General features: G+C 52.4%; 11 protein-coding genes. 6 read left to right on the forward strand and 5 right to left on the reverse strand.

What is annotated here, in order from left to right; translation table 11 throughout:
* Nucleotides 1-67: 67 nt before the first annotated feature.
* The 4 genes from rny to M1136_05215 form a co-directional block, all read right to left on the reverse strand.
* The gene (gene rny, locus M1136_05200) at nt 68-1,618 is read right to left on the reverse strand and encodes a ribonuclease Y (GenBank protein MCL5075033.1); all 1,551 of its coding nucleotides are present in this window, start codon (nt 1,616-1,618) and stop codon (nt 68-70) included.
* A 92-nt stretch (nt 1,619-1,710) separates the two neighbouring features.
* Complete coding sequence (locus M1136_05205; GenBank protein MCL5075034.1) at nt 1,711-2,361, reverse strand: RecX family transcriptional regulator; 651 nt, start codon at nt 2,359-2,361, stop codon at nt 1,711-1,713.
* A 21-nt stretch (nt 2,362-2,382) separates the two neighbouring features.
* The gene (gene recA, locus M1136_05210) at nt 2,383-3,459 is read right to left on the reverse strand and encodes a recombinase RecA (protein MCL5075035.1); all 1,077 of its coding nucleotides are present in this window, start codon (nt 3,457-3,459) and stop codon (nt 2,383-2,385) included.
* Between the two features lie 93 nt (nt 3,460-3,552).
* Nucleotides 3,553-4,050 carry a GNAT family N-acetyltransferase gene (locus M1136_05215; GenBank protein ID MCL5075036.1) on the reverse strand — a complete coding sequence of 166 codons (498 nt, stop codon included), beginning with the start codon at nt 4,048-4,050 and terminating at the stop codon, nt 3,553-3,555.
* Nucleotides 4,051-4,181: 131 nt separating this feature from the next.
* Here M1136_05215 and lon point away from each other — a divergent pair, with 131 nt between their 5' ends.
* The 4 genes from lon to M1136_05235 are packed head-to-tail and all read left to right on the forward strand — an operon-like array spanning nt 4,182 to nt 9,512.
* Nucleotides 4,182-6,575, forward strand: a complete 2,394-nt coding sequence (gene lon / locus M1136_05220; GenBank protein MCL5075037.1) for an endopeptidase La — start codon at nt 4,182-4,184, stop codon at nt 6,573-6,575.
* Nucleotides 6,572-7,771 carry a hypothetical protein gene (locus tag M1136_05225; protein MCL5075038.1) on the forward strand — a complete coding sequence of 400 codons (1,200 nt, stop codon included), beginning with the start codon at nt 6,572-6,574 and terminating at the stop codon, nt 7,769-7,771. The genes lon and M1136_05225 overlap by 4 nt, the downstream gene beginning before the upstream one ends.
* A 9-nt stretch (nt 7,772-7,780) precedes the next feature.
* Nucleotides 7,781-8,698 (forward strand): glycosyltransferase family 2 protein, encoded by a 918-nt coding sequence (locus M1136_05230; GenBank protein ID MCL5075039.1) that lies wholly within the window; start codon nt 7,781-7,783, stop codon nt 8,696-8,698.
* Between the two features lie 4 nt (nt 8,699-8,702).
* Nucleotides 8,703-9,512, forward strand: coding sequence for a glycosyltransferase family 2 protein (locus M1136_05235; GenBank protein MCL5075040.1), 810 nt, complete (start codon nt 8,703-8,705; stop codon nt 9,510-9,512).
* A 70-nt stretch (nt 9,513-9,582) separates the two neighbouring features.
* Here M1136_05235 and M1136_05240 read toward each other — a convergent pair whose 3' ends face one another.
* Nucleotides 9,583-10,878, reverse strand: coding sequence for a TIGR00300 family protein (locus tag M1136_05240; GenBank protein ID MCL5075041.1), 1,296 nt, complete (start codon nt 10,876-10,878; stop codon nt 9,583-9,585).
* 45 nt (nt 10,879-10,923) lie between these two features.
* Here M1136_05240 and M1136_05245 point away from each other — a divergent pair, with 45 nt between their 5' ends.
* Nucleotides 10,924-12,060, forward strand: a complete 1,137-nt coding sequence (locus tag M1136_05245; protein ID MCL5075042.1) for a glycosyltransferase family 2 protein — start codon at nt 10,924-10,926, stop codon at nt 12,058-12,060.
* Between the two features lie 21 nt (nt 12,061-12,081).
* Complete coding sequence (locus tag M1136_05250; protein ID MCL5075043.1) at nt 12,082-13,323, forward strand: glycosyltransferase; 1,242 nt, start codon at nt 12,082-12,084, stop codon at nt 13,321-13,323.
* Nucleotides 13,324-13,350: the final 27 nt, after the last annotated feature.

Consider the following 13,350-nt stretch of genomic DNA (forward strand, 5'->3'; position numbering starts at 1 on the left):
CGAATAGTATCTGAGCCGAAAGCAGATGCTGACGGGGGACGTTATCCCCTGTCGTTCCTGGTGAGAGCTACTTGGCATAGTCCACGGCGCGGGTTTCGCGAACGACTGTCACCTTTATCTGCCCTGGATATTCCAGGGTTTCCTCTATCTGCTTGACGATATCTCTAGCCAAACGCACCGCGGCTAAGTCGTCGATTTCGTCGGGCTTGACTATGATCCTTACCTCACGGCCGGCCTGGATGGCGAAAGACTTTTCCACCCCGGAGAATGAATTGGCTATGTTCTCCAGGGACTCTAATCGTTTGATGTAGCTTTCCAGTGTTTCCCGTCGAGCGCCCGGGCGAGCTCCAGAAATGGCATCGGCGGCTTGAATAAGGATAGCCTCGATCGTTTGTTGATCCTGGTCCTGGTGATGGCCAGCTATAGCTTGGACTACCTTTGGGGGCAGACCGTAACGCTTAGCGATATCAGCACCGATGAGAGCGTGTGGCCCCTCCACCTCGTGGTCAACGGCTTTGCCGATGTCATGCAACAACCCAGCCCGTCGGGTCACATTGATGTCAGCCCCTAATTCGGTAGCCATCATTGTGGCTAGATGGGCAACCTCTACGGAGTGCATCAGCACATTTTGGCCGTAGCTGGTGCGGAACTTCAAACGTCCAAGGGTTTTGAGTAGCTCTGAGGGCAACCCATGGACACCTGCTTGATAGGCTGCCTGTTCCCCTTCTTCGCGGATGATCGAATCCACCTCCTGTCTTGCCTTTTGCACCATTTCTTCGATGCGCGCCGGATGGATTCGGCCGTCAACAATGAGTTTGTTCAGAGCTAGGCGAGCGACTTCGCGGCGAACAGGATCAAAGCCGGAAAGGGTTACTGCATCGGGTGTATCATCAATAATGAGATCAACACCGGTGGCGCTTTCCAGCGCTCGAATATTGCGCCCCTCCCGTCCGATGATGCGGCCCTTCATCTCATCGCTGGGGAGGGGAACAGCTGAAACGGTTGTTTCGGCCACTTGATCTGCAGCACAGCGTTGGATGGCCAGGGTGATAATCTGGCGAGCTTTCCGATCAGCCTCCTCCTTAAGCTGGGCTTCTATCTCCCGAATACGACGGGCAGCGTCCTGTTTTACCTCTGATTCGATCTCCTTCAGCAATAGTTCCCTGGCTTCAGCCAGGGTTAAACCGGATATGCGTTCCAGTTCTTTGAGGTGCTTCCGCTTAATCTCCTCGATTTCGTTGCGTTGGTTTTCGATCTCCTTTTCCTTCTGGGCAGTGCTCCGTTCCCGTCGCTCCAATGCTTCTAATCTACGATCAAGGGTTTCCTCTTTCTGAAGGAGCCGTCGCTCTTGACGCTGTAAATCGATGCGCCTTTCGCGAAGCTCGGTCTCGATGGCCCCCCGTATTTTGAGCGCCTCATCTTTAGCTTCAAGGATGATCTCCCGTTGTTTTGTCTTGGCTTCGCTAAGAATTTTTTCAGCGTTGGCTTCGGCGGACTTTATTTGAGCACTGGCTTGGTATTGCCTGAAGAAGTAGCCAAAGGCAAAAGAGATACCGCTGACGATGAGGCTAACCACAATGATCGTCGGTATCATCTCTACCAGGTCTCTCAGCAACATATTACCCTCACCTTTCTATCGACCAGTTTAAGTCTGACTGTTCAGCATAGCTATCTAGTCTAGTGCAATGATAATTACCACCTTAGTTACTGTCAAGCAGGCGACCCTCTGTCGCTGCTTACTGATTCACGTTGTAGGCGATTGATGACAAGGCTGATGACATCGTAGCTGAAGCCGCGTCGACTCAGATGATGGCCAATCTTTTGCCAGGCAACTTTATCATCCATCGTCTTTAACTTGCGCAGCCGCTTTTGGGCTGCAGCATAGGCCAGCGACTCTTCGCCATGGGCATCGGCCAGGGTCTCCTCAACGATCTCTCTGGCTATTCCTTTCTGGCGTAGCTCCATCCTCAACGCTCTTGTAGATCGAGGGTTGAATGTTTCACGGTTCTCCACCCAGAACCTGGCGAAAGCGCTGTCGTCGATGAGACCCATCTCTTTCAATCGATCGATGATCCGACCTATAGTCTCCGCCTCTAGTCCCTTGCGAAGCAGGTTATGCCTGACCTCACTCTCGCTACGGGGACGATAAGACAGGAAGTGAAGGGCGCTATCCAAGCCTCTTTGGAAAGAATCCTTACTGAGCAGATGGGCGATCTCCTCGTTGCTAAGGAATTGCCCACATCCTATCTGTGCTGCCTCCGCGACCAAGGCAGTCAAGCTGAAGGCAAATCTATCATCGAGGTAAATATTTACGCGGTCACGGCTCTCTTGAGGTCTTATGGCGGTGATGATTCCAGACACGCTTCCACCGGTCGATAGCTACTAAGCAGGGATGTCTGAGTTGGTCGACTCCTGGGTTGAGGAAGCGGGATTTATGGCCGTCAACGGGCTGATTTCAACACCCTTATAGGCACTCGTATTAGCTCGAATCTGGCGTTCGATCTCCTGAGCGATCTGCGGATTCTGCTTCAAAAATTCTCTGGCGTTCTCTCTCCCTTGGCCAAGCCGAACATCCCCGAAACTGAAGAAGGCTCCGCTTTTCCTGACCAGGCCCATTTCCAAACCAACGTCCAAGAGCCCACCCTCATAGGAGATGCCCTCATTGTAGAGGATGTCAAATTCCGCGGTTCGGAAAGGAGGAGCAACCTTATTCTTGACGACCTTAACTCTAGTACGGTTGCCAATTGTCTCATTACCTTGTTTAATTGCTTCCACACGTCTGATCTCCAGACGAACCGAGGCGTAAAATTTGAGGGCGCGGCCACCTGGTGTTACCTCGGGGTTACCGAACATAACCCCAATCTTCTCTCGCAGTTGATTAGTGAAGATGACAGCGGTTTTGGATTTGCTGATCGCTCCGGTCAATTTCCGGAGGGCCTGAGACATAAGTCTGGCTTGGAGACCTACGTGGGCATCGCCCATCTCGCCTTCGATCTCAGCTCGTGGTACGAGGGCAGCTACAGAGTCGATGGCTACGATGTCCACAGCGTTGCTACGCACCAGGGCCTCGGCAATCTCTAAGGCTTGCTCACCGGTATCCGGTTGGGAGACATAGAGATCGTCGATATTGACACCGCACTTCTTGGCGTATTCCGGATCAAGGACGTGTTCAACGTCGATGAAAGCGGTGATCCCGCCTAGGCGTTGGGCTTGGGCGATAATGTGTTGAACCAGGGTAGTCTTGCCGGCAGATTCAGGACCAAATATCTCTGTGACACGGCCGCGGGGAACACCCCCAACCCCTATGGCCAAATCTAGAGCGATCGAGCCAGTGGGTATCGCCTCCACAGTCATCCGTGGCGTTGCCTCTCCCAAGCGCATTATCGATCCCTTTCCGAATTGTTTGTCGATATGGCTGATAGCCATTTCCAGCGCCCGTTCCCTTTCTTTGTCCACCATCTTTTTCACCTCTTGTTATCTGCTACTCAAGGCCTGTCGAATAATACTACCTGTAACGATGTTATAGCGCTACTTGGGGTTTCCATGTTTTTGTCAAAACTCTTCTCGGCTTATACTCATGTCTATGTAGGTATCACCATTGCTATCGAGGTGTCGGCCAATGATGTTGAATCCGCACTTCTCGTAGCAACGCCTGGCTCGTTTATTGCTCTCAACCACATCCAGATTGATCCGTTTCAAATTCATCTGTTCGAAGGCGATGTGCAGAAGGGTGATAATGGCCTCAGTGCCGTAGCCCTTATTCACTTCGTTGGCAGCGAGCTGGATGCCTAATGTAGCCTGGCCAGGGAGGAGGTTGATATGACGTAATCCAAGTATGCCAATTAGACAACCCTCCTGGTTAAGAATAGCGAAGCGGCAGCGGGTAAGGTCACTTCTCCCTATTTCGAACCAAAGGTCTCGCTCTGCCGTGCTTCGCTCATCGAAGTTAGCCCATTGGAGCTCCGCTTCTGTATATCTGGGCCACTTGGCCATTTCGTCGACGTCTGATCTTACAATCTCCCGCAGGACTACACGTGTTGCTTGAAGCATCTCTTTGTCCACCGTATTCGCAGGTATTATAGCATAGCCACGCGGTGCACGCACCTTTATTAAGGCGAGTAAATGTGCTATAAAAGAGATGGATAGTAGTAGAATTCTTTTGGGGAGTGGAGGATAGAAGGTTGGCGCGAAAGAGAAGCAAGAATGATGAAAATGAGCTATTAATGATCGCTGAGCTACCAGTTTTGCCTATTCGCGATACAGTATTATTCCCACGTATGATCACCCCCTTAGTCGTTGGACGTGAGCGATCGGTGCGGGCCATCGAGGACGCGATGCTTAAAGAGCGTACTATAGTGGTCGTAGCCCAGCGTCAGCCGGAGTTGTACGATATCACCTTCGATGATGTATATACAGTTGGGACCGAGGCTACCATTGGTCGGATGCTTAAAATGCCTGACGGAACGATCAGCGTGCTGGTTCAGGGGCAGCGTCGGGTAAAATTACTCAGTTTTACGCAGTCTGATCCTTATATAAAGTCTAGGGTGTCACCACTCAGCGAATATGCGGAAAAAACGATCTCAGTTGAAGCCTTAATGCGCGCTGTCCTGGCCCTATTTGAGAAGTGTGTCAAGCTGAGTGGCCATCTCTCCGATGAGACCTACGTGGCGGCGATGAACATAGATGAACCCGGCTGGCTGGCCGATCTGGTTGCTTCTAGTCTGAGCCTATCTGTGCAGCAACGTCAGGAGATATTAGAGACGCTTAACCCTGTAGAACGTTTACAGAAGGCAAACGTCCTGCTGGCTAAAGAGCTGGATGTCCTTGAGCTTGAGAGCAGGATCCAGAGCCAGGTTCAACAAGAAGTTGATAAATCGCACCGTGAATACGTTCTGCGGGAGCAGTTAAAGGCCATTCAGAGAGAGCTGGGCGAGGTAGATGCCCAGGCTCGGGAGATAAATGAATTACGAGAGAAGATCAAGGGCGTGGGGATGCCGGATAATGTAGCCAGGAAGGCAGAGGACGAGCTGACTCGGTTATCGACTATGCCGGCGGCGGCTCCAGAAGTAGCTGTAATCCGTACCTATCTGGATTGGCTGGTTAACCTTCCTTGGAGCAATGAGACGGCGGATAATCTTGACATCAAGCAGGCAGCTAAGGTCTTAGAGGAAAATCACTATGGATTGATGAAGGTTAAGGAACGTATCCTAGAGTATATGGCCGTGCGCCGCTTAGCAGGCGAGCGAATGCGTAGTCCGATCCTCTGCTTTGTGGGACCGCCTGGGGTGGGTAAGACCAGTCTGGGTCGGTCAATAGCACAGTCCCTGGGTAGGAAATTCGTTCGGATAAGTCTAGGTGGCATACGGGATGAGGCTGAAATCCGGGGACACCGGCGAACCTATGTCGGGGCTTTACCTGGCCGTATCATTCAGACGATGCGCACGGCGGGGACGATCAACCCGGTATTCATGATGGATGAAATAGATAAGGTGGGGATCGACTTTCGCGGTGACCCCTCTGCGGCACTGCTGGAGGTGCTGGATCCAGAGCAGAACTACGCCTTCAGCGATCATTACCTGGATGTGCCCTATAATCTCTCCAAGGTGATGTTTATTACAACAGCTAATATCCTTGATCCCGTGCCGCCGGCTTTGCGTGATCGGATGGAGGTCATCGAGCTACCGGGGTATATCGAAGAGGAGAAGCTCCAGATTGCCAAGCGGTTCCTCGTACCTAAACAACTCAGTCAGCATGGGCTGAATGTGGGGCAGTTGCACTTCTCGGAGGGGGCACTGCGGCAGATGATTCGTGAGTATACGCATGAGGCGGGGCTACGCAATCTGGAACGTGAGATTGGATCAATCTGTCGTAAGGTGGCCAAGGTAATAGCGGAGGGGGAGAAAGCCCCCACCACGATCGTAACGCAGTCTCTTCCCAAGTACCTTGGCCCGCCACGGTTCTTCTGGGGGGTGGCCGAAGAACGAGATGAAGTAGGGGTGGCCACTGGTGTTTACTGGACTGAGGCTGGAGGGGATCTGGCTACTATAGAGGTGACCCTTATGGACGGTAAGGGCAGCCTCATTTTGACCGGCCAGCTGGGTGAGATCATGAAGGAATCAGCCACGGCAGCGATGAGTTATACAAGATCTAAGGCGAAGGATCTTCATATTTGGGATGGGTTCTATGAGAAGATGGATATTCATATTCATCTTCCGGCTGGTGCTATTCCTAAGGATGGGCCCTCGGCCGGAATCGCTATGGCTACGGCTCTCATCTCGGCCCTGACCCGTCGTCCTGTGCGGCGGGAGGTGGCTATGACTGGGGAAATCACCCTGCGGGGGCGCGTGTTACCGGTTGGCGGTCTGAAAGAGAAGGTCCTAGCCGCCCATCGAGCAGGAATAACGACTTTCATCTTGCCCAAGAGAAACCAGAAAGATATGGTGGAGATACCAGCCGATGTCAAACGTCAGTTGAATTTCGTCTTTGTAGAGAAGATGGAAGAGGTCTTGCAGGTTGCTCTCCAGAAGGAGGCGATGCCTCCTAAAATTGTGGAGGAACGGAGGAGCGTTGTTTGAAAGGGAAATTCTATCTCTATGTGGTGCTGATAGGGGTGTTCCTTGCTGCACTATTTTTGTCGATGGCCGGCTGTTTTTCGGGTTCTCTGCTCTCAGATGTGCGCATAACGCCCTCGCAAATTTCGCCCAACGGTGATGGCATAGATGATATAGCTACGATCACTTATAAGATTTCAACCAGAGCGAACGTATCAATCACCATCCTGGCTGCTGAGGGGAAGACTTATACTTTCAGGGAGAGAGCACTACGCCCGCCTGACACCTATGAGGCGAGATTTGATGGGGCGATCAGCTTCGGCAATTCTTTGAACCGACGAGTCCTACCTGATGGCCGATATACATTTGTTGTCGAGGCTGAGGATGCCGATGGCCGGCGTGCCGAAAGAAGGGTAAACTTAGTTATCGAGGGGGCTGATACTACACCGCCGGAGATAAGTAATATTGTTTGCCAGCCGGAAACGATCTCTCCTAATGGTGATGGTGTGGATGACGAAGCGTTCCTCAGTTACGCTCTATCCAAGAGAGCGAAGGTCACCATCTTTGCCACTGGACCGACAACCGAATATGCCCTTCTTGATCCCCCGACCAAGCGAGAGGCAGCCTTACATTCTTTTACCTGGGATGGACGGGAGAATGGGGGCAATCTGCTTCCGGATGGTCTCTATACCTATCATATCGTAGCTGAGGATGAGTCTGGGAACGTGACTGAGGCCACGGGTCAGGTCACGATCGCCAATGGTGGTATCCCCAGACTGGAAATCGTCAAGGCGAAATTCAGCCCTACAGCGATTGCCCTCGGGGGCACCGTGAACGTGGAGATCAAGGTGAAAAATACCGGTACAACGACAATCAAATGGGATCCATCTCCCGAGGCGCGGATGGGACCGCCTCCTGGGACGGCTTACACCACAGATATGACCTACGCCTGGTGGCGTACTGGGGAAGAGGCTACCTACTTCGAGCGAGGTGGTGTGTGGAGAGTTTGCGTGGACTGGACCAATTCACCTCAACCCTACCCCGTCCGTTGGGGCATCGGCAAGACACTCGCCCCGGGCGAAGAGGCGACGATTACAGGCACGATCAAAGTCTTGCAACGTGGGGTGCGGGAAATGTACTTCTGGGCGGCTGTCGAACAGGGCGGTGTGGGTTTCCCTGGTGGACGTGTAGGACAGACGAAAATCGTCGTGAGCTATTAGATTAACCCAGTGATCGACCTTTCGATTGTGATCGTCAGCTATAATACGTGTGGCCTCCTTAGATACTGCCTGCATTCGGTATTTGCTAGCATTGCGGTCAAGCCATTTGCGGCTGAGGTATGGGTTGTAGATAACGCCTCGGTTGATGGTAGTCCTCAGATGGTATGTGCCGAATTCCCTTCCGTTCATCTTATCATCAATAAATACAACCGAGGCTTTGCGACGGCTTGCAACCAGGCTATAGAGCAAACGACAGGTCGCTATGTGCTTCTGCTTAACCCTGATACGGTTGTTCTTGGTGAGACACTCGGTCGGATGGTCGAGATGATGGACTCCTATCCGGAAGCTGGCGCAGCCGGTTGCCGTTTACTTAACCCTAATGGTACCATTCAACACTCGTGTTTCCGTTTCCCTGGACTCTGGATGAGCTTCCTGGATTTCTTTCCCATCAATTATCGCCTCCTGAACTCGCGCTTGAACGGTCGCTATCCCTGGCGATGCTATGAACAACTCTTTCCCATCGATCATCCGCTGGGGGCGTGCTTGGTGGTCAGACGAGAGACCATTCAACAGGTTGGGTTACTGGATGAGCAGTTCTTCATGTATTGCGAAGAGATCGATTGGTGTATGCGAATTAAGCGGGGTGGGTGGCAGATTTATTATCTACCAGGAACAGACATCATCCATTATGGGGCCCAAAGCACCCTTCAATTTCGCTCTCAAATGTTCGTCGAGCTGCACAAAAGCAGATACCGCCTCTTTGCGAAGCATTATGACCGTTTCTTTCGATGGGCGGTTAGGGGCATAGTGCGATTGGGTGTTGCCAAAGAGGCGCTGGTAGCCTGGTGGAAAGCACACCGCGGACAGCTCAGCGAGCTTGAACTGAGAGATAGGCTCGCTGCTTATGGCCAGGTCTTTCGGATGTAAGAGAATGGGCAAGGTTTCGGCGCTTGTTATAACTAAGAACGAAGAGAGGCATATCGGTCCGTGTCTGGAGAGTCTAGTCTGGGCGGACGAAATCGTGGTGTTAGATGCCTTCAGCACGGATCAGACGGTCGAGATTGCTCGCCGGTACACGATCAGGGTCCTTCAACGCCATTTCGTGTCCTTCCCTGAGCAGCGCAACGCGGCTATGTCGTTAGCTGCTCATCAGTGGGTGCTTTTCGTTGACGCTGATGAGCGCATAACGCCTGAGCTTGCCTCGGAGATACGTATGGTGCTGGACGACGAAGATGGAGCGGGTATCACCGCGGGCCAGTGTGCCGAGATAACTACTGGCCAGGGGGAAAGGATCGCAGGATACTGGATACCGCGAGAGAACATTATTTGGGGGAAATGGATTCGCTATGGGGGTTGGTACCCAGATTATCAACTACGCCTCTTGCGCCGGGGGTGGGCCAAATATGATGAATCCCGCGAGGTGCACGAGTTGGTACAGTTGACTGGGGGAGCGGGTAGGCTGAGTAATAGACTGATCCATTATAACTACGAATATTTGGCGCAATTTCTATGCAAACAGGATTTGTACGCTCAATATGAGGCCAGAACTATGTTTCGGAGGGGTATCAAGCCCAGGTGGCGCTCCTTCGTTCTACAGCCGCTACGGGAGTTCAAAAGGCACTATATCGACCTCCGTGGCTATTTAGATGGATTCCATGGCTTGCTCTTAGCTGTCCTTCTTGCCTATTATAACCTTGTCACTTACTTCAGGCTACAGCGAATGTGGCAGGGCAATCTTTAAGCATGGTCTTATGGTCAAAAGCTATAAAGCAGACCGCGATAGATGTCCTTTTGAGGCTGTCCCGCCTATCCTAGTGTTCTTTGGTCTTCGCTGCTATCGCGGGTAGGGGACTTACAGGCTCTTCCAGTAGTTCGACCAGCTCCCGCAGGAAACTGGCCACATCCATCACTAATCCCACCGTCTGAAAGCTACCACGGTCGACCATTTTGGTCAGTGCGGCTGGGTTGATATCGACACAGACGGTGTAAATGGTAGCCGGTAACAGGTTACCGACGGCAATGGAATGTAACATTGTAGAGAGCATTAAAGCCAGCTGCACCCCATCGTGGATCCGCTTTCGCATTTCACTCTGGGCTTGGATGACATCCGTCACCACCTCGGGTAGTGGTCCATCATCTCTGATGGATCCAGCGAGGACATAATCAATACCGTACTTTACACAGGTGTACATTATGCCCTCTTGTAAGATCCCTGCCTCTACTGCCTGCTTGATACCACCAACGGACCGGATGCGATTGATGGCGCGGAGGTGGTGTTCGTGTCCCTGCTCAAGCGGTTGGCTCCCATCAAGGGGCACACCAAGCGAGGTTCGGTAGAAAGCGTATTCGATATCGTGAGCAGCCAAGGCGTTGCCCGCAAATAGGTAATCGATCTGTCTTCGCTCAATCAAGCGACAGAGGTAATCACGGGATCCAGTGTGAATGATAGCTGGTCCGGCTACAACAAGGATCTTCCCACCCCTTGCTCTCACCTCACGCATCTTATCGGCGATGTCCTTGATCAGGGCCGATTTTGGTTTTTCGCTTGATACCGGACTACCCATGAAGCCAAATATGGGCGAGGGTACTCGGGGACGTTCCAGGGGCAGGACGCGAATACCCTTGTCCCCAACAGCCACCAGATCCCCCTTCTTCACCTCGCAAACTGGGACGCATCGGGCATGCCCATTCTGGATGACGATACCACAATCCATCTCGGGGTGCTCCACGGCTATCCATTCCCCCTCCCACCTGATCAACGTGGGTATATTGGTAGAAGAGTAGAAGTTCTCTGGAAATACACCATCTTTGGGGGCGGGAGTACAGGTGGCGTTTTCTACACGGAGGGGGGTAGCACCCAGGCGTTGAACCGCGCTAACGATGGTATGTAGCATCTCCTCGCTGGGTGCTATGACCTCCAGTCGCGCATAGCTGGGATCTGTTCGTCCCCTACCTACATCCAGCCGCAATATCTTGAACTCGGCGCCCAGATCAATCAGTTCGTCCAGTATGCGGGGGAAGATCAGGGAGTCGATGATGTGACCCTTGACTTCAACAACCTGGCTATATTGATGCCTCTGCCTTGTCTTTGTTTGTTCCTTTGTCATCGCTGTTTAAACCGCTCTATTTGAGAAGGAAAAAACCTTCCAGTCATGATGGTCATTCTATCCTTGAAAGATTTGGTTGTCAAGTTCAGTGAGCGCCCCGGCTATGCCATTAGGTGTGCAGCTGTGGAACGGTTAATCTTACAGGGGGGAGATAGGGCTTGTGTTATAATACGGACATTAGTCGAGGCAACGGTAGAGTTTCAGGATTTAGAGGATCTGATTTTGCTCCTTTCCATCGTCATTGTCAGCTGGAATGTGAAGGACCTGCTAAGGGCATGTTTGCGCTCGGTGGAGACCGAAGTGCGCCGCTCTGGGCTCTCCGTAGAGGTCCTCGTCGTAGACAACGCCTCCTCAGACGGCAGCGTGGCCATGGTTATGGCAGAGTTCCCCTGGGTGAAGCTCATCGTTAATGATACTAACGTAGGTTTCACCCGGGCCAACAATCAGGCATCATCCCAAGCGCAGGGCGATTATCTGCTCCTGTTGAATCCCGATACAGAGCTACGGGTTGGTTCCTTATCTTCCATGACAGAGTTTATGGAGAAGCACCGCGATGTAGGAGTTCTGGGTCCACAACTGTTGTATGGCGATGGTATCATACAGTCATCGCGTCGACGTTTCCCCACTTTGGCTACAGCCCTTGTAGAGAGCACTATTCTACAGCGCTATATGCCCAACATCGGGTTACTGCGGCGGTACTATATGACTGATACGCCGGATAATGAGATTCAGGAAGTTGACTGGGTGGTTGGGGCGTGCTTTATGGTGCGTCGAGAGGCTCTATCCCAGGTGGGGATGCTAGACGAACGTTACTATATGTATTCCGAGGAACTGGATTGGTGCTATCGTATCAAGCAGGCAGGCTGGCATGTAGTTTATTTCCCTCTGGCTAAGGTCATCCATCACGAGGCGAAAAGCAGCGAGCAGGATATAACCCTGCGCAACATTTATTTCCACGAGAGCAAATGCAGGTTCTTCGGCAAACATTATGGGCGCTGGCAAGAGGTCACCCTGCGGACTTTTATTTTCTTGACGTTTCTGTTTCAATTGTTTGAGGAGAGTTTGAAATTTGTACTCGTGTCGCGCAACCGAGGAATGCGGGTGCAACGCTTATTGATGTTATTGAGGGTGTCCCGTTGGCAGATCAGCCGGCTGCCACTCACTCTGCTAGGGCGATCGTGATAGGCGGGGAGCGATCTTAAGGTGAGGGTCTGTCTTATCAGTGGCGAGTTTCCCCCGATGAAGGGAGGAGTCGGGGATTACAGTGCTTGTTTGGCCGCCGCCTTGACCGACCAGGGCGCAGGGGTGACTGTAGTTACCTATGCTGAAGCGGCTGTTGAGGGGGAGCGCAGGCTGCCATATACAGTTTTGCCCCGGCTGAAGAGTTGGGGATACGACAGCTGGGGGCGCCTATCGTCCATAATAGAGGCGCAACATCCTGACGTTGTCCATATTCAGTATCAGACAGGGGCATATGGAATGCACCCGGCTATCAACCTATGGCCATTATTTATGCGCTGGGCAAGAGCGCAGCCCCAAGTTGTAGTGACCTTTCACGATCTCAAAGTACCCTATCTCTTTCCCAAAGCGGGACGATTAAGAAAGTGGCCCGGCGCAATCCTGGCCTTTCTAGCTGATGCGCTTATCGTTACTAATCATGAGGACGCGGCTACACTGCAGGCGGAGGGAGTAACGTGGGATAGCTGGAGGGCTATGGCGAGGTTCGGAAGGCGGCGGATGTATTTTATTCCTATCGGCAGTAACATCCCCGTTCGTCCGGTCAATGGTTATGAGCGAATCTTGTGGCGCAGTGGCTTGGGACTCCAGGGTGATGTGCCTCTACTATCCTATTTTGGCTTCCTAAAGGAAGACAAGGGCGTGGAAACGCTGCTTAACGGCCTGAGAATATTGTTAGAACGAAATCGTCCAGTAAACTTGCTTATGATAGGTGGTAAGTCTGGAGATTGGGATCGATCGAACTGGGCGTATGCCCAAAGGATGGAGGCGATGACCCAGGAGCCAGCACTTCAGGGGCGGGTATGGTGGACAGGGTTCGGAACGGTGGAGGAGACCTCGGCCCACCTGCTCTGCTCAGATATCTGCGTGTTGCCCTTTAAGGAGGGTGCCTCCCTGCGGCATGGAACATTGGTAGCGGCCTTGGTGCACGGCTTACCAATCATCACGACCCACTGCCCTGATGTTGCCAAAGGAAGTCGTCTTGATGATCGAAACGCTCGTATTCTACCAGAGTTACGCTTGGAGCAGAAAGTAGTGATGGTTCCCCCGGATGACCCCCTGACCCTGGCTGAGGCCATTGAGAATTTGCTTGATTCACCAGAAAGGCGAGCTTCCCTTAGCCAGCAGGCGTCGAGCTTGGCCGCAGCGTTGTCCTGGGACAGCATCGCCAGGAAGACGCTGGAGGTCTACGCAGAGGTTATGAACTAATCTTGTACTATGTAGTTCTGATAAGGC

The sequence above is a fragment of the Chloroflexota bacterium genome, from assembly GCA_023475225.1.
Classification (GTDB): domain Bacteria; phylum Chloroflexota; class UBA6077; order FW602-bin22; family JAMCVK01; genus JAMCVK01.